The organism is Variovorax sp. FG153, from assembly GCF_057809595.1.
Genome location: NZ_JBMDKG010000007.1, coordinates 97,653 through 113,841 on the forward strand (window position 1 = coordinate 97,653; position 16,189 = coordinate 113,841).

Here is a 16,189-nt window from a genome sequence, read left to right on the forward strand (position 1 = left end):
CTTTCTTGCGATAGAGGGCATCTTCGCCTTACACCCCATGCAACCGATAGAGCAATTCGCTGGTTTTCTTGCCTATTAGTATGGATATCAATGGTTTTAAGTGGCAGGAAGGGCATCCATTCGGTAGACTGGCCCACAACAGCTATGGCAACGAATCGCAAATGACAGCTCAACACCAATCCATCGTTGCAACGCTGGCGACGGCCATTGGCGCTTACGCCACCGTTGCAACGGGCGATGTGGCAACGCCGATCAGTGGCCTTACTTTCTTTCGTCGCGACTTGCCGTCATCGCCGTCCATTTGCATGGTCGAGCCCAGCATCGTCTTGGTGGCCCAGGGAGAGAAACGAATGTGGGTGGGCGGCGAGGCTTATCACTACAACACCTCTCGTTTCCTGCTCACTTCATTGGATGTCCCCGCGCATTCCGAGGTCATGGACGCCAGTCCGGATAGACCGTGTCTTGGATTGACTTTGAAAATCGACTTGCGAACCGTGGCCGAGTTGATCGCTCAAGGTCATCTGCCGACCCGTCGCGATCGGCCCAATGGCACAGGGTTCGGTATCGGCGAAGCTACGCCGAGCCTCTTGGCACCGCTTGCTCGCCTTTTAGCGTTGTTGGAAGAGCCCGAGGCGATCCCCGCGCTTGCGCCGCTCATCCAACGCGAAATCCACTACCGGCTACTGACAAGTGATCAGGCTTCTCTCTTGCGTCAGGTGGTGTCTATCGACGGCCAAGGTCATCGCATCGCAAAAGCCATCGACTGGCTGAAACTGCACTATGCCGAACCGTTCAGCGTTGAAGAGCTCGCTGCCCGCGTGCAGATGAGCACGCCGACCTTTCATCATCACTTTCGCCATCTGACCGCGATGAGTCCATTGCAATACCAGAAGTGGCTGCGATTGAACGAGGCGAAACGATTGATGCTGAATGAGCACATGGATGGTGCAAGTGCCGCGTTTAAGGTGGGCTACGAAAGCCCTTCGCAGTTCAGCCGCGAGTACAGCCGCTTGTTTGGAGCGCCGCCAAAACGCGATATTGCGGCGTTACGTGCAATGGACCCGCCTAGCCCAACCAAGCGCAACGGCAGAGCCTCTTAGCCTTTGGTTGTGGCAGGCCGTGGGGTATGCCGGACTTAGAACCAGCCTTGTCCCATCGGGCGCACCTTGTCCAGTTCCTCACGGATTTGCCGGGCGATCTCGATCAGACGCAATTCCGGCAAGCGGTTCGTCGGCCCTGCTATGGCGATGGCGGCGCGTGGAGTGACCGCGACCGCGACGCAAGAGATTCCCGCGTTCTCGCTGTCCAAGTCGAGTGCGAATCCTCTGCGCTGCGCTCCGTCGATCTCCTTGGCATGGTGTTTCCATCCGGCAGGATCGTGGCCACGGATGGAATGAGCAAGGTCGGTGTCGGCCGCCAGCAGCGCATGGCCGAGCGCCTGCCCGAGCAGCGCGGTTCGCTCTCCGGGTTTGACGGCCAGGTGCAGCGGCTTGTCCGACTGCACGGCATCCACGCACACGTAGTCGCTGCCGCTGACCAAGCCTAAAAACGCCGACTCGCCGGATGCAGCGCTTACGGCCTGCAGGACGGGCCGAATGCGGGCGCGCAACGCGTACTCGACCTCTGCATCCGGCCGCAGGAGTCCAATGAGTTTTCCGGTCAGGCGATAAGCCGCGCCCTTCTTGTCCTGCGTGATGTATCCGAGTTCTTCAAGGGATGCGAGCAGATTATGAGCAGTGCTGCGGTTAAGACCGATGCCATCCGCGAGTTCGCTCAATCGCACGCCCTCCGGTTGCCTGGCAATGCACTCCAGCAGGTCGAAGGCCCGCTGTACTGACTGAATTATGCGGCCGGACGATGTCGTTGATTCCATAATGCTGAATTATGCTAACGTACATCACCAGAAGCAACAGCAATATGGGACGCGACGTGGGTGCCTGGCAGCCGCTGACACCAAAGACAGGAATGCTCTTTAGATGACTTCGTCGGGAGCCATGAACGTGTTGCGCAGAATCGGACGGCGGCGTTCCAGCACGGCAACTATCACCACCGGCACGAATGTGAGCACGCCGAAAATGACACCCACCAGCGGAGGGGCGAGCACGCCAAGCTGCGTTTCGATAAGCATGCCGGTAATCCAAGTGCCCAAGGCGGTGCCCACATTGAAGAAGGACACCACCATCGACGATGCCAGAGTAGGGGAATTGCCGCCGTAGCCGACGGCCAGGCTGGTAAGCACCGGGTTTGCTGCCAGACCAACCAAGCCTAGCAACGTGAACATGATCAGTGCTGCGGCGGGGATCGATGAAAATGCGAGCAGGCCTGCCGAGGCAAGCGCCGAGATGCCGGCAGTGAACATCGGCATCGTGTGCGGATGGCGGTCGCCAATCCGGCCGCCGAAGATCGACCCGATCAACGAGGCCACACCGAACAGGGCCAGTGCGATGGGGATGAACTGGCTTGCCAGACCCGTGTGCTCGGTCAGCAAAGGAGCGATAAAGCTGTAGACAGAGAGCGCGCCAGCGTTGACGGTGACACACCCCAGCAGCGAGAGCCATAGCCGAATCGAGCGCAGTCCTTCGAATTCGTCGCGGATTCGCGGGATCGTCCGCCCCGGCACCTCTGCGGGAACGAGTTTGATGATAGCGATGGCAAGGACGACGGCAATGATCGCGAGTGCCCAAAACGGACCCCGCCACCCAGCGATCTGCCCGGCGATCGAGCCGAGAGGTACGCCCAAGACGTTAGCAAGCATGCCGCCACCGATCACGATGCCTAACGCCCTTCCACTAGCAGTGGAGCCCGCAGCCTTGGATGAAACAACAGCGGCGACGGTCCAGAACGAACTCGTAGCAACAGCGCTGACCACGCGACTGACAAGCAGTACCGTGAAGTCTGTCGTGAACGCTGCAATCAAATGCCCTATCGCGAATACGACGAGGGAGAGCATCAGTGTGATCCGCTTCGGCATCCGCAAGGTGAACAACGCCACCGCTGGGGCGCCGAAGATCATTCCGATGGCAAACAGCGTAATCGCCATGCCTACCTGAGCGACCGACACGTTGTAGTCGGCAGCGATCTCGGGCAACAAGCCGGCGACGATGAACTCGGACGTTCCCATGAGAAACGTGCCTACTGTCAGAACATAGACGGCCAGCGGCAGGTGCGCCGTTGTAGATGAGCCTGACGCGGACGGAGAGATAGATGCCTCAGCCATGTGTGTACTTATTTCCTATAGAGCTCAAGATTTATTGGCTTCACCGGCCGTCTATGTGGACGTGCCGCTCCACGAAATGCCATTGCCCGTTGCGGACAGCAAAGCGATCCTCGTAGCGTCCTCGCGCAGCCAACTGAACCGCCGAGCCTTCCGCCAGATGCGACACGATGAAATACGACATGCCGCCCGCCGTCTGCCCGCTGTCGGCCACGTCAATGAGGATGTTGCCAATCAAGTGCTGCGGACCGAGATAGGCCTCGTGCGCTGGAGCGTTCTGGCGTAGCCACGCGAGTTTTTCCGCAGCCCCGTGGCAAGCCACGGTCGGGGAAATATGCCAGGCCGCATCGTCGAAGAACGCGGCCACTGCTTCCAAGTCACCTGCATCGAGCCGGTAGCAATAGGTATGGATCAGACGCGCAATCTGATTTTCAGCTTCGCGGCGGTCTTCACGAGAAATCATCGTAGTGGTGTCTCTTTTCAAACATTGATTTCGGCGCAGCGACGCGTTCACCGCGGCGCTCTTATGTCACAGCCATGCGGACCTCAGGCTGCATATGTTCCAGAAATCTACGAGCGAAGTGACAGATCAAATCGCTTGATTTTCTTGCCTGATTGCAAGGGCAATTGGCAGATATAAACTTTGGCCGCAGGTCGCATTCGATCAGCGCGACAAAGCGATCGCCAGGCAGCTTCTGATGCTCTGATAGATGTCATGCCGCAGACCAGGCGGCATGGTGTTCCAGCGAAACGCGCATCTTGGAGAACAGTAACCTACGCCTGTGACGACCTAGGCGCGTACAGCTATAGGCAGACAAGCCAAGCAGCTATTTTCCTTGGTAGGCTTTGATACTGGTGACTTGCCAGTGGCGTACGCTTGCGCTTAGCACGCCACTTTTCACGCCTGGATCCTGGTTCACCCATTGTTTCGCCGCTTCGATATTCTCAGCTTCGAACACAACCATGCCCAGCACCTTGTCCTCGGTGAGTGTGCCGAGCAATCCACCGGCCAGAAACTTGTGCCCGAGGGTTTGGCCGTACGCGATGTGTTCCTTGATGTTGGATTGCTCAGCAATGCTCTTGCTACCTTGATAGGCGGAACCGCGTTCGTAAATGACCGCGAAAACGCCAGCCTTCGCAGCGGCCACGTCCTGCGCAACGGCGACGGGCGCGAAGGTGGCAACCGCGCCGAAAGCCGCGAACGCTGCAAGAGCCAGAGTCAGAGTTGCGCGCCGGCGGGTAAATATGCCTGCGTGAATCGCCTTGGCAGTGTGAATATTCATGCCAGTATCTCCGTCGATGAGGTAAACGCGACCGTATAAAGGATCTATTCCGCTCCGGATATGATCCGAACACTGACAAGCGAAGCGATAGATCAATTCGCTCGATTTATTGCCTGATTGGAAGCACGTGAGCAGCAATCGTGTACTTCAATTGCGTCCCGTGGGGCGCCAGTTCGTCGAAGGGCCGAGCACACCACGATCAGAAGCCCTCAAGGACGATCTTTCCGCGTGCCTTGCCGCTTTCCAGCAGTTGGTGCGCGCGCTTGAGGTTGGCCGCGTTGATCGTTCCGAAGGTGTCGGTCAGCGTGGTGCGAATCTTCCCGGCCTCGATCAGCTTGGCGATTTCGCGCAGGATGTCGCCTTGCACGCTCATGTCCACGGTCTGCATCAGCGAGCGCATGAAAACCGCTTCAAGGTGGATCGAAATGCACTTCCACTTGAAGGGGTTGGCGTCGAACACCTTGGGGTTGTCGATGTAGCCGTAGCGTCCTTGGGGCGACATGAATTTCACAATGTCGTCGCGGTACTCGATGGAGCCGGCCGTGGCGAAGACGAAGCCAGGCGCACCCAGCCCCAAGGCTTCGATCTGCGGGGCCAGCGGTTGGCTGTGATCCACCACATGGTGTGCACCAAGGCTTTCGCACCACTCCTTGGTTTCCGGGCGCGATGCGGTGGCAATCACCGTCAGGTCGGTACGGGCGCGCAGCAGTTGGATCGCCATCGAGCCGACGCCACCGGCACCGCCGATGATGACCACGGCCTGGGCCGCTCCGGGGACGGGGCGCATCACGTCCAGGCGCTCGAACAGCATTTCCCATGCGGTGAGCGAGGTCAGCGGCAGCGCAGCCGCCTCGGAATTGGACAGGGATGCGGGCGCCTGGGCCGCGATGCGTGCATCGACCAGGTTGTATTCGGCGTTCGACCCCTGCCGACGGATGGCGCCGCAGTAGTAAACCCTGTCACCGATCTCGAAGCTCTGGACGAGCGAACCCTTCTCGACGACCGTGCCAACGGCGTCCCAGCCCAGCACGCGAACTTCGCCGTCGGCTGGCATGGCATTGCGGCGGATTTCGTAGTCGATCGGGTTGACGGCGGTGGCCGCGATTTCGACGAGCAGATCGTGGTCCGTGGGGATGGGTTTCGGGAGCGTAATGTCGATGAGGGCGTCTTCGCGGTCGATCGGCCCGTTTTGCTTGAAGCCTACAGCTTTCATGGTTTTGTCCTTGATTGTGTTGATAGAAGTTGGTGCGCGGCCCGAGTTGCGGCGCGAATTCAGAAGTGCCCGCCGTCAACGAGCAGCGATTTGCCGGTGATCCAGCCCGAATCCTTGGACGCGAGAAAGACCACCACCGGCCCAATGTCCTGTGGCTGGGCGATGCGCCCGAGCGGCGTGGAAGCGGCAACCTGGGCCTGGAATGCCTGCACCTCGGAATTGCCCAAGGCCAGGCTGCGCGAGCCTTCGGTTTCCACCATGCCGGGATTGATGGAGTTCACGCGAATCCCACGCGGGCCAAGCTCTTTCGCCAGCGAGCGGGTGATGGCATCGACCGCCGCCTTGCTGGCGCTGTAAACCGAGCCGTATGGCTCGGGGGCATGGCTGATCGAAGAACTGATGTTGACCACGCTGCCGCCGCCTGCGGCCTCCAGATGGGGCACGGCCTTTTGCGTGGTCAGCAGCAAGCCCAGTACGTTGATGTCGAACTGGTGGTGGAAATGCTCGGGCGTGATGGCCTCCAGGGGCTTGAACTCGAACACCCCGGCGTTGTTGACCAGAATGTCGAGCCGCCCGAAAGCTGCGACCGTTTCCCCAATCACTCGATCAATCGCTTCTGGCATGGAAACGTCGCCCTGCACGGCGACGGCCTTGCCGCCAGCGGCCACGATGACGGCCACGACCTGATCCGCGGCTGCTTTGCTGGAGGCGTAGTTGACGGCAACGCTCGCGCCTGCGACAGCGAGATCCTTGGCGATGGTGGCCCCGATGCCTTTGGATGCCCCGGTGACAAGGGCGACTTTTCCGGCAAGTGAACTCATGGATAAACCTGTAGTGATGGGTCGATCGGTGCGTGCGCCTCGGCACGGCCGAACCGCCCCGCCATCGCGGGGCGGTTCAAGGTGTCATTACCAAGCCAGGCTCTTGCCGTCCTGATAGAAGCCGCTGGTGCCGGCATCGGCGGGCAGATTGACGACGTACTTGATGCTGGCCGCGCCCTCGGAAACAGGACGTCCGCCTTCGCCGCCGAGGTCGGTGGCCGTCCAGCCGGGGCAGGCGGCGTTGACGGTGATGCCCTGATCGGCCAGTTCCGAAGCGAGGTTGCGGGTATAGGCGTTCAGCGCCGCTTTCGACGTTCCGTAGGCGGGGACGCCTGCGGTCATGCTGGCGATCGAACCCTTCTCGCTGGAGACGTTGACGACGCGCGCGCCCTGCGCCTTACGCAGCAGCGGCAGCATCGCTTGCGTGACGCGCACGGCGCTAAAGAGGTTGGTTTCCAGGGCCTGTTGGACGACCGCGAGGTCGGCCGTGGATGCCTGTTGCGCGTAGTCGAAGACGCCGCCCACGTTGTTCACCAGTACGTCGAGACGACCAAAGTCGGCTTCGATCTTCTTCGCAGCCGCGTCCACGCTCGCTTGGTTCGACACGTCGAGCTGAACCGCGTGCGCGTTGCTGCCGATTTCTGCGGCGGCCTGGGTGGAGCCCTCGAAGTTGCGGGCGCCGAGCAGCACGGTGTCGCCGTCTGCTGCGAGCTGCTTGGCGAGTTCGCGGCCGATCCCACGATTGGCGCCGGTGATGAGGATGATGCGTGCCATATCTGTTCCTTTGTCGAAGTAGATGGGTGGTAGGAGCCAGCCGCTGCGAGCACTGACATAGCGCCGGCTGCTGAACTGCTGGGGTCTATTCTACCGACAAATCCCACAATGACAAACAAAGTCATATATATCAATCAAATAATTCAACATTGTGGAATCATGGAGCGATGCGATGAGACAGTTCAAGAACCTGGGCTGGCGTGCCGTGCAGCCATGCTGTCCCCGCGCGCCGCACCCGGCGTCACTTCAAGCGGCTGAAGTGATCGGCCCACTTCGGCCCTTCCACATGCCCATAGGCGAGCGCCGTGGCGAGCATTCCGAACGGCTTGGCAAGGCGGGCGATCCGCCGGGGGCCGACATCCACGGGGTCGACCCGATTTGCCCAAGAAGCGCGGCAGCGCGCTCTTTGCTCTGTGCGTGGTCGCCGCAGCAAACGATGTTGGGACGCGGGGACGAGTCCCGTACCTCGAACACGTCGAACAGCAGTTCGCTGGGCGTGGCCTGGAACGAGGCGAATGAGAGAAGGCAGTCGGCACGCGATGCCTTCTCGCCTGCGGGCGGCTTCACAAAGCCTGCACGAGTTTCGGCACGGCGGCGAACAGGTCAGCTTCCAGGCCATTGTTGGCCACCGAGAAGATCGGTGCCTCGTTGCTGTTTCAAAGCCCATTGATAGGTGCGCTCCCAACGGCTCTAGCTCGCTCCGCACACGACCAAAGGGCGCTGCGTCGACGTTTCTCTCGCGCAGAAAGTATTGCTCCCCGAGTCCGCGAATACGAGTAGCGCTTACTGATGATGTTTCGTATTCTGAAACATCCATCTTCTCCAGGTCGGGGCACGTCAGTAGACTTTTCGCATGAACACAACAATGACTCATGCGCCGATCGACGGCCCCTTGCATGGTCTCAAGGTGATCGACCTGACGACTGTTTTGAGTGGCCCGTACACGACGCAGATCCTCGCGGATCTGGGTGCCGAGGTACTGAAGATTGAAGGTCCGACGGGCGATGCGATGCGCTCGAACGGCGTTCTGCGCACGCCTGGATTCGGCCACATTTTCTTGGCTTCGAATCGAAATAAGAAATCAGTTCAGCTTGACTTGAAACAGGAAGAGGGCAAAAGCAAGCTCAAGCTTTTGTTGAAGGATGCCGACGTCTTCATCCACAACATGCGCATGGCAGCCATCGAGCGCCTGGGTCTCTCGTACTCCACTGTCGTTGAGGTCAATCCGCGCATCATCTACTGCTCGATTACCGGCTATGGATCGAACGGCCCGCACGGTGGACGACCTGCTTTTGACGATGTGATCCAAGCCGCGAGCGGCTTGGTCGACATCAACTCCGGCAGCGGCGGTCCGGCATACGTTAAGACCGTCATCGCCGACAAGGTCGCAGGTTTGATGGCCGCCAACGCCGTGTTGGCCGCACTGCACTGCCGTTCGGAGCATGGCATCGCGCAGGAGATCGAGGTCCCGATGTTGGAGACGATGACCGCGTTCAACCTAGTCGAGCACATGGGCGGTCTGACTTACCCGGATCGGGCCGAACCTCCCGGGTACAAGCGTCTGCTGGAGGGCGGCCGGCGTGTCATCCATACGCAGGATGGTGCACTCTGCATCATGCCCTATGGCCCCAAGCAGTGGGAGACGATCCTTTGCCGGCTGGGGCAACAGAGCGAGTTCGAGAAATTAACGATCCGCTCCCGGGCTGACGTCAGCCGCAATATCGGTGCATTGAATGACCTGTTGGAGCGCTTGGGGCCAACGATGTCGAACCAACAATGGCAGGCAGTCTGCGACGAACTCGATATTGCCAGCGGAAAGATCAATCCGCTGCACGAGATTCTCGACGACGAGCACCTTGCCGCCGTGGGGTTGTTCGAGACCTCCGATCACCCGGTCGTCGGACCCATTGTCCAGGTTCGCCATCCCGTCCTCTACAGCAAGACGCCTGCGACGCTGCGAAGTCCGGCTCCCTCGCTGGGAGAGCACAACGATACCTACTTGCCAAAGAATGACTAACTGAAGGAGACATGCCGCATAGATGCGGCGACCATGCCATGAAGTACACCACCCGCTCTTTGATGTCCCGCCGATCTGCACTTCTGTGTGGCGCTGCAGGCCTCGCGACGATGCTCCCCGACGTCGCGTTCTCGCAGGGCAACTACCCCACGAGACCCGTTAAGTTCTATGTCCCTTTCGGGGCCGGAAGTTCGAGTGACATCACCGCACGCACTTACGCCAAGGTATTTGGCGATATCGCCGGTCAGTCTGTCGTGGTCGAGAACCGCGGTGGCGGCGAGGGCATTATTGGCGCGCGGGCGGTTCTCGGCGAGCCGGCTGATGGCTACTCGATCCTGTTCGCCAGCAATACGGTGCTCAGCACCAACGCCGCAATTCGCAAGAACCTTCCCTACGATCCACTGAAGGACTTCGAGCCGATCTCGGTGCTCGAAATCAGCTATGCGGCCCTCGCGGTCCCCGCATCGTCCAGGTTCAAGACGTTCGAAGAGCTGGTTCAGTTCGCGGCGAAGAACCCCGGCACGTTGAATCACGGCGGCGGAACGCCAACGTACACGCTCTGGAACGAGTGGCTCGCGCAACTGCTCGGCATCAAGGTCACCAACATTCCTTACAAGGACTCGGGCGAGGCCGCGAAGGCAGTGGCCGCTGGCGAGGTGGACTACGCCGTCACTGCCGTCAATCCGCTGCTGCCGCTGGCCGATGGCGGGCGGGTTCGCATCCTCATGTTCACCGGTGACAAGCGCCATCCTAAGCTGCCGGAGGTTCCTACGGTGAAAGAGGTCGGCCCGAAGGGCTACGAGGCGCTCATCTACAACGCCGCTGCGGTGCGCGCGGGCACGCCCAGGCCGATTCGCGACCGGATCGTCGAGATCTTTCGACAGGCCAGCACCATGGACGTCGTCAAGGAGCGCATCGCGGCCCAAGGGCATACCTCGTTCTTCTCCGGGCCGGACGAGATGCGCAAGTTCCAGGTTGCCGAGATAAAGCGGTGGCGAAAGCTCGTCTCGGAAACAGGCCTGAAGTTCGAGTAACCGCACATGCCGGCTCTGGATGGAATACGTGTTGTCGAGTTCGCTGGCGTGGGCCCTGGCGCGCTCGCTGCAACCTTGCTCGCCGACATGGGCGCCAAGGTGCTTCGGATCGACCGTCCCACGCAGCATCAACTGGGTGCTCCGAAGGGAGCCGTGCAGTTCAATTTCCTGCGGCGCAATCGCTACGAAGCAGCCTTGGATCTCAAGGCCCCAACGGACATGGCACGTGTCAAGGAATTGCTTGCCTCTGCGGACGCATTGATCGAAGGGTTCCGACCCGGGGTCATGGAGAAGATCGGCCTCGGCCCACAAGAGTGCTTCAGCCTCAATCCGGCGCTTGTCTATGCCCGAGTGACGGGGTGGGGCCAGGATGGACCGCTTTCCGGCAGAGTTGGACACGACATCAACTTCCTGGCGCGCACCGGCGCGCTAGATGCGATAGGGCAGCGCGGGCAACCACCTGCCGTTCCCGTCACCCTGGTCGGGGACATGGGCGGTGGAGGCATGTTCGCGGTCGCTGGCATTTTGGCGGCGCTGCTTGAGGCCGGGCGCTCCAAGCGCGGCCAGGTTGTCGATGTCTCGGTGGTCGATGCGGTCTCCAACCTCGCCATGTCCATCCACGGCCGGCGGGCCTCGGGCGACTGGCAAGCCGAGCGCGGAACCAACTACCTCGACTCTGGCGCGCCGTTCTACGACGTGTACCGATGTGCGGACGGGCGGTACGTCGCCGTCGGCGCGGTCGAGCGTCGATTCTTCGACAACCTGCTGGGGCTGCTGGATATCGACTTTACGGCGGAAAACGATCACTTCGACCGGCGGCACTGGCCGCGCTTGCGCGAAGAGATGGCTTCTAGGTTCCTCCAACAGTCACGCGACACGTGGGCCGCCCTGTTCGCTACCTGCGAATGCTGCGCCGAGCCGGTGCTCTCCTTTGACGAGGCGGTCAACGACCCGCAACTGGTCGCGCGCAGAACCTTCAGTGATGTAGCGGGCGTATGCCAGCCGTCTCCCGCGATTCGGTTTAGCAGAACACCGTGCGTGCCCCCGCGGACGCCGAGGGCGGCCGACGGCGAGGCCACCGCCTCGCAGATTACCAACTGGCTGGCCTGAGGCCGGCCCTTCACGAGTGTCAACAATATGACCCCCATGCAAATTCGACTGGGCGAGATGCCGCCCGAATGCGAGGTTCTGCGCCAGGAGGTGCGCGCGTTCCTGCGCGGTGCCCTGGCGGGATTTCCGATCGCCGAACGTGCCAAGAGCTGGCAGAACAACAACCGCGAGTTCAGCCGCAAGCTCGGCGCGCGCGGCTGGCTCGGGATGACTTGGCCTAAGCAGTTCGGCGGCCAAGGCCGCAGCCCGCTTGAGCGCTACGTCGTCATCGAGGAGCTGCTTGCTGCGGGCGCGCCCGTGGGCTACCACTGGATCTCGGAGCGCCAGAGCGGGCCACTGCTTATCCGCTACGCCCCTGACACGCTCGCGCCCAAGCTGGTGCCGCTCATCGCCAAAGGCGAACTGGGCTTCTGCGCAGGGCTGAGCGAGCCCGACTCCGGCTCCGACCTGGCCTCCATTCGCACCAAAGCCAAGAAGGTAGCGGGCGGCTGGGAAATCACCGGACGAAAGGTCTGGACCTCGCGCGCCCATGACTGCGAGTACATGATCGCACTGGTCCGCACCGGCGAAAAAAACGAAGATCGCCACGCGGGGCTGTCGCAGTTCCTGGTGGACATCACACTGCCAGGCATCGAGGTGCGCCCCATCCAGTCGCAGTTGGGCACGCACACCTTCAACGAGGTCGTGCTCGATGGTGTGTTCGTGCCGGATGAATGCCTGATCGGCGTCGAGGGCCAGGGCTGGTCGCAGGTGCTCAATGAACTCAAGCACGAGCGATCGGGGCCGGAGCGCTTTCTGAGCAGCACCCAGCTCTATCAACAGATGATCAAGGTCGCCGACCTGCAGCAGGATTCGCAGACGGAGATCGTCGGGCGCGTGTTCTCGAAGTACCTGGCTCTGCGCAGCATGTCGCAGGGCATCGCTCTGATGATGGCCAGGGGCGAGGACCCGGCCGTGCAAGCATCGCTGGTCAAGGATCAGGGTGCGGTGATGGAGCAATCCATCCCGCAGCTGGCGTCCGACTACTTCACCGAGGCAGGACGTGACGACCCCGAGTTCGTCGAGGCCATCGACTATCTGACGGTCGCAGCACCGTCGTTCTCCCTTCGCGGCGGGACCCGGGAAATCCTGCGCGGAATCATTGCACGAGGCTTGGGACTGAGATGAGCGACTCCATCATTGAGGACAGCATTGTCCGATTCTTTTCCAAGGCGCTGGACATCGCGGACTGCGTCAACGCCGAGAAAACCGGCCGTCTTCCCGAACAGTGGAATCTGGCCGTCGAAAGCGGGTTCGCGAATCTGCTTTCCCCAGAATCGCAGGGCGGCGTCGGCGTCAGCTGGACCGATGCCCTCCCGCTGTTCCGGGGACTGGGCTATTACCGCGTGCCCCTTCCTCTGGCCGAGACGGTGATCGCGAACTACCTGATCAATGCGGGCGGGCACGAAGTCGAGACAAGCCTTCCGATTGCACTGGCAGACGAGGTGACGGCCGCGGGCCTGCAGCTTTCCGGCTCGGAAGCCGACGTTGTGGCCGATGGGACTTTGGCCCGCGTGCCTTGGGCCCGCGCCTGCGACCTGATCCTGGTCGGCTTGCCCGACGGCCGCATGGGCGTCTGGAACCTCAAGGCGCCGGGCTGTGAGGTCGCGGAGCGCGTCGATGTGACGAAGCTCCCCAGCGACACCGTGGTGCTCAAGGCGGCGCGAGCGGAGTTCGTGTTCGACGCCCCGTTCCCTTTCGTGTCGCAGCCGGCCCGCTACCTTGGCGCACTGGCTCGCTCCGCCATGATCGTCGGAGCTGCGGAGTTCGCACTCGAAACCTCGGTGCAATACGCGCTTGACCGCGTGCAGTTCGGCCGGCCGATCGGCAAGAATCAGGCCATTCAGCAGCAGTTGGCCCAGATGGCAGGCCAGATCGCCGTGGCCCGCCACGCCTCGGAACTGGCCTTCCAGAATGCATCGTCTTGGACCGAACCGGAGCAGGTCGGCGACTCGCTCAGCGCTGGTTGCGCCAAGGTGCTCGCTGGCGAGGCAGCGGACATTGCGACCTCGGTGGCGCACCAGGTGCACGGCGCCATCGGCTTCACCTACGAGCACGTCCTGAACTTCGCGACGCGGCGCATGTGGGTCTGGCGCGAGGATCACGGCACCGCGAGCTGGTGGGCCCGTCGCATCGGCAGCCAGGTGGTGAAGGCAGGCGCCCAGAGCTTCTGGCCGGCCATGAGCCGCACGAGCCTCTATCGCGACATGGAGGAGAGCGCAGCATGACCAGCCATCAAGAGCCCACCGCAATACCGGCAGCGGACGCCATCCTCGTCAGCCGCGACAGTGCGGTCGCCACCATCGAGCTGAACCGTCCGCCGCACAATTTCTTCGACCTGGCGATGGTCGAGCAGATCGCCGATGTGCTTGACGAGCTGGAGGCCGATCCGCGTTGCCGCGTGGTGATCCTCGCTGCCGGCGGAAAGTCGTTCTGCGCGGGGGCGGACTTCAATAGCCGACCCGATTCCGACCGCATCCGGAACCCGAAGAAGACCACGCCCGTGTACCAGGAGGGCATTCGCCTCATGCGCTTCGGCAAGCCCATCGTCGCCGCCATCCACGGGCCTTGCGTCGGCGGGGGCCTGGGCCTCGCGATGTGTGCGGACTTCCGCATCGCCGCGCCGGAAGCGCGTTTCTCGGCCAACTTCAACCGCCTCGGCGTGCACCCGGGCTTCGGACTGTCCTTCACGCTTCCCCGTCTGCTCGGCGTACAGCAGGCAGCGCGCCTCCTGTACACGGGCCAGCGCATCGACGCGCAGGAGGCCCATCGTATCGGTCTGGTGGACACCCTCACGGCGCCGGGCCAATGTCGGGAAGAGGCCAAGGCGCTGGCTCAGGAGCTCGCGACGTCCTCGCCATGGGCTGTGCAGTCGACCCGTACCACCCTCCGCACGGGCTTGGTCGAAGGCTTCCGCCAGGCCGTGGCGCGCGAGAGCGAGGTGCAGGCCTACCAGATGCGCTCGCCGGACTTCAAGGAAGGCGTTCGCGCCATGACGGAACGACGCGCGCCGCGTTTCTCGAACTACCCCAAGGAGGGCGGACGTGATTGATCCCGAACGCCTGATGTGCCACCCGATTCCGGAGGTTCGGCAGAAGTACACCCTCAAGAACACGATGCTCTATGCCCTGGGGCTCGGGTTGGGTCGGCGCAGTTCTGCCTCCTACGAGCAGGAACTGCGCTACGTCTACGAGAAGGATCTTGCCGCGCTGCCGACGATGAGTCTCGTGCTCGGCTATCCGGGGCTGTGGATGGGAGACCCTGCGACCGGCATCGACGTGAAGAGGATGCTGCACGGTGCTCAGGTGGTGCGCGTAGCGAAGCCGCTTCCTGCCGAAGGCGAGGTGGTCGGCACTTCAGCCGTGGTGTCCATCGTGGACAAGGGGCCAGGCCGCGATGCGGTGGTCGTGACGCGCCGTCGCGTCATCGACGTGGCGAAGGACGAGTTGCTGTGCGAACTCGACAACGTGTCGGTGCTTCGCGGTCAGGGTGGGTTTGGCGGCGAAGCGGCCGGTGCGCCGGTGTTCGCGGGTATCCCTGAGCGCACACCTGACCTGGTGGATCACTGGGAGTTGGACGAGCGCGCGGCGTTCATTTACCGGCTGAGCGGTGACTACAACCCCTTGCATGTGGACGATGCGCTCGCCACGTCTGTGGGGTTCCCTCGGCCCATCCTGCATGGGCTATGCACGCTGGGCTCCAGCGTGTGCAGCGTGTCGCGCGCGGCGCTCGGATTTGAGACCCAGCGCATCGGCGCGGTGGCTGCTCGTTTCACCGCGCCCACTTATCCCGGCCAGCGGCTGCGCACCGAGATTTGGCGGGAAGAAGGCGAACTGCGTTTTCGCTGCTTCACCGAGGGCGAAGGCGCGGCCTGCGTGCTCGATAACGGCAGTATTTCATTGACTAGCTAGACGAATGGAGATGACATGGATTTCGGTTTGAAGGACCAAGTGGTGATGGTCACCGGCGGAGGCAGCGGCATCGGCGCTGAAGCCGCCCGGTCGTTCGCTGCCCAAGGCGCGAAGGTCGCTATCGTGGATCGCAATCTGGCGGGAGCCAACGCCGTGCGCGAGGAGATCGCCGCCACAGGCGGATTGGCCGCCGCATACGAGACGAACGTGACCGACGAGGTCTCGGTGCAAGAGACGGTGGACGCCATCCAGCGCGATCTGGGACCCGTGAGCGTGCTGGTGAACAACGCGGGCTTCACGCGCGACATGAAGATCGTGCGCATGAGCCTGGCCGACTGGAGCAGCGTGGTCGACGTGATCCTCAAGGGTGCCTTCCTGTGTTCGCGGGCCGTGATCCCGGCCATGGTGGAGGCCGGGTACGGCCGCATCGTGAACATTTCCTCGCGGGCGCATCTGGGCAACCCCGGCCAAGCCAACTACTCGTCAGCCAAGGCCGGGATCATCGGCTTCACCCGGGCGCTTTCGCTGGAGTACGGCAAGAACAACATCACGGTGAACGCCGTGGCGCCTGGGATCATCAACACGGCGGCCGTTACCAACCTGCCGCACTACGGAAAGATCAAGGAAGCGGCGGAGAAGACCACGCCCATCCCGCGTATCGGCGAGCCCGAGGACGTGGCCAACGCCATCGTCTTCCTGGGCTCGCGACTCTCGTCCTACATCACGGGCGAGACATTGCATGTGACCGGCGGACGGTACTGATCAAGGAGACA

16 protein-coding genes are annotated in these 16,189 nt (G+C 62.0%); 9 read left to right on the forward strand and 7 right to left on the reverse strand.

Annotated features, from left to right (window positions below; genetic code table 11):
• Window positions 1–161 precede the first annotated feature (161 nt).
• On the forward strand, window positions 162–1,100 hold the full coding sequence (locus ACODT0_RS10895) for an AraC family transcriptional regulator (protein WP_489041242.1): 939 nt from the start codon (window positions 162–164) through the stop codon (window positions 1,098–1,100).
• Window positions 1,101–1,135: 35 nt separating this feature from the next.
• On the opposite strand, the gene ACODT0_RS10900 is transcribed toward ACODT0_RS10895, so the two are convergent.
• The 7 genes from ACODT0_RS10900 to ACODT0_RS10930 all read right to left on the reverse strand — a co-directional run bounded on the left by ACODT0_RS10900 (window position 1,136) and on the right by ACODT0_RS10930 (window position 7,305).
• Window positions 1,136–1,873: an IclR family transcriptional regulator gene (locus ACODT0_RS10900; protein WP_489041243.1), complete on the reverse strand. Its 738-nt coding sequence runs from the start codon at window positions 1,871–1,873 to the stop codon at window positions 1,136–1,138.
• Between the two features lie 99 nt (window positions 1,874–1,972).
• Window positions 1,973–3,217 (reverse strand): MFS transporter, encoded by a 1,245-nt coding sequence (locus ACODT0_RS10905; protein ID WP_489041244.1) that lies wholly within the window; start codon window positions 3,215–3,217, stop codon window positions 1,973–1,975.
• Window positions 3,218–3,257: 40 nt separating this feature from the next.
• Window positions 3,258–3,728, reverse strand: coding sequence for a nuclear transport factor 2 family protein (locus ACODT0_RS10910; RefSeq protein WP_489041245.1), 471 nt, complete (start codon window positions 3,726–3,728; stop codon window positions 3,258–3,260).
• Between the two features lie 313 nt (window positions 3,729–4,041).
• Window positions 4,042–4,497, reverse strand: coding sequence for a YciI family protein (locus ACODT0_RS10915; protein ID WP_489041246.1), 456 nt, complete (start codon window positions 4,495–4,497; stop codon window positions 4,042–4,044).
• Window positions 4,498–4,696: 199 nt separating this feature from the next.
• Window positions 4,697–5,710, reverse strand: coding sequence for a zinc-binding alcohol dehydrogenase family protein (locus ACODT0_RS10920; protein ID WP_489041247.1), 1,014 nt, complete (start codon window positions 5,708–5,710; stop codon window positions 4,697–4,699).
• 59 nt (window positions 5,711–5,769) lie between these two features.
• Entirely contained in the window at window positions 5,770–6,531 is a 762-nt protein-coding gene (locus tag ACODT0_RS10925) for an SDR family NAD(P)-dependent oxidoreductase (RefSeq protein WP_489041248.1), read from the reverse strand.
• A gap of 87 nt (window positions 6,532–6,618) precedes the next feature.
• Complete coding sequence (locus tag ACODT0_RS10930) at window positions 6,619–7,305, reverse strand: SDR family NAD(P)-dependent oxidoreductase (RefSeq protein WP_489041249.1); 687 nt, start codon at window positions 7,303–7,305, stop codon at window positions 6,619–6,621.
• A gap of 853 nt (window positions 7,306–8,158) precedes the next feature.
• On the opposite strand from ACODT0_RS10930, the gene ACODT0_RS10935 reads away from it, so the two are divergent.
• The 8 genes from ACODT0_RS10935 to fabG are packed head-to-tail and all read left to right on the forward strand — an operon-like array spanning window position 8,159 to window position 16,178.
• The gene (locus tag ACODT0_RS10935; protein ID WP_489041250.1) at window positions 8,159–9,322 is read left to right on the forward strand and encodes a CaiB/BaiF CoA transferase family protein; all 1,164 of its coding nucleotides are present in this window, start codon (window positions 8,159–8,161) and stop codon (window positions 9,320–9,322) included.
• A 38-nt stretch (window positions 9,323–9,360) separates the two neighbouring features.
• Complete coding sequence (locus tag ACODT0_RS10940) at window positions 9,361–10,356, forward strand: Bug family tripartite tricarboxylate transporter substrate binding protein (RefSeq protein WP_489041251.1); 996 nt, start codon at window positions 9,361–9,363, stop codon at window positions 10,354–10,356.
• A 6-nt stretch (window positions 10,357–10,362) separates the two neighbouring features.
• Complete coding sequence (locus tag ACODT0_RS10945) at window positions 10,363–11,466, forward strand: CaiB/BaiF CoA transferase family protein (RefSeq protein WP_489041252.1); 1,104 nt, start codon at window positions 10,363–10,365, stop codon at window positions 11,464–11,466.
• Between the two features lie 27 nt (window positions 11,467–11,493).
• Window positions 11,494–12,633, forward strand: a complete 1,140-nt coding sequence (locus tag ACODT0_RS10950) for an acyl-CoA dehydrogenase family protein (protein ID WP_489041253.1) — start codon at window positions 11,494–11,496, stop codon at window positions 12,631–12,633.
• Window positions 12,630–13,733, forward strand: a complete 1,104-nt coding sequence (locus ACODT0_RS10955; RefSeq protein ID WP_489041254.1) for an acyl-CoA dehydrogenase family protein — start codon at window positions 12,630–12,632, stop codon at window positions 13,731–13,733. The genes ACODT0_RS10950 and ACODT0_RS10955 overlap by 4 nt, the downstream gene beginning before the upstream one ends.
• A complete protein-coding gene (locus tag ACODT0_RS10960; protein WP_489041255.1) occupies window positions 13,730–14,557 on the forward strand; it encodes an enoyl-CoA hydratase/isomerase family protein in 828 nt (275 codons plus the stop codon). Before ACODT0_RS10955 ends, ACODT0_RS10960 begins: the two co-directional genes overlap by 4 nt.
• Window positions 14,550–15,416: a MaoC/PaaZ C-terminal domain-containing protein gene (locus tag ACODT0_RS10965; RefSeq protein ID WP_489041256.1), complete on the forward strand. Its 867-nt coding sequence runs from the start codon at window positions 14,550–14,552 to the stop codon at window positions 15,414–15,416. The genes ACODT0_RS10960 and ACODT0_RS10965 overlap by 8 nt, the downstream gene beginning before the upstream one ends.
• Window positions 15,417–15,431: 15 nt before the next feature.
• On the forward strand, window positions 15,432–16,178 hold the full coding sequence (gene fabG / locus ACODT0_RS10970; protein WP_293189540.1) for a 3-oxoacyl-ACP reductase FabG: 747 nt from the start codon (window positions 15,432–15,434) through the stop codon (window positions 16,176–16,178).
• Window positions 16,179–16,189: the final 11 nt, after the last annotated feature.

Bases quoted from the DNA above. Each gene is read 5' to 3' on its own strand.
- ACODT0_RS10955 (WP_489041254.1), top strand. From the start codon at position 12,630: ATGAGCGACTCCATCATTGAGGACAGCATTGTCCGATTCTTTTCCAAG.
- fabG (WP_293189540.1), top strand. From the start codon at position 15,432: ATGGATTTCGGTTTGAAGGACCAAGTGGTGATGGTCACCGGCGGAGGC.
- ACODT0_RS10895 (WP_489041242.1), top strand. From the start codon at position 162: ATGACAGCTCAACACCAATCCATCGTTGCAACGCTGGCGACGGCCATT.
- ACODT0_RS10915 (WP_489041246.1), bottom strand. From the start codon at position 4,497: ATGAATATTCACACTGCCAAGGCGATTCACGCAGGCATATTTACCCGC.
- ACODT0_RS10935 (WP_489041250.1), top strand. From the start codon at position 8,159: ATGAACACAACAATGACTCATGCGCCGATCGACGGCCCCTTGCATGGT.
- ACODT0_RS10900 (WP_489041243.1), bottom strand. From the start codon at position 1,873: ATGGAATCAACGACATCGTCCGGCCGCATAATTCAGTCAGTACAGCGG.
- ACODT0_RS10905 (WP_489041244.1), bottom strand. From the start codon at position 3,217: ATGGCTGAGGCATCTATCTCTCCGTCCGCGTCAGGCTCATCTACAACG.
- ACODT0_RS10930 (WP_489041249.1), bottom strand. From the start codon at position 7,305: ATGGCACGCATCATCCTCATCACCGGCGCCAATCGTGGGATCGGCCGC.
- ACODT0_RS10950 (WP_489041253.1), top strand. From the start codon at position 11,494: ATGACCCCCATGCAAATTCGACTGGGCGAGATGCCGCCCGAATGCGAG.
- ACODT0_RS10925 (WP_489041248.1), bottom strand. From the start codon at position 6,531: ATGAGTTCACTTGCCGGAAAAGTCGCCCTTGTCACCGGGGCATCCAAA.
- ACODT0_RS10940 (WP_489041251.1), top strand. From the start codon at position 9,361: ATGAAGTACACCACCCGCTCTTTGATGTCCCGCCGATCTGCACTTCTG.
- ACODT0_RS10920 (WP_489041247.1), bottom strand. From the start codon at position 5,710: ATGAAAGCTGTAGGCTTCAAGCAAAACGGGCCGATCGACCGCGAAGAC.
- ACODT0_RS10945 (WP_489041252.1), top strand. From the start codon at position 10,363: ATGCCGGCTCTGGATGGAATACGTGTTGTCGAGTTCGCTGGCGTGGGC.
- ACODT0_RS10960 (WP_489041255.1), top strand. From the start codon at position 13,730: ATGACCAGCCATCAAGAGCCCACCGCAATACCGGCAGCGGACGCCATC.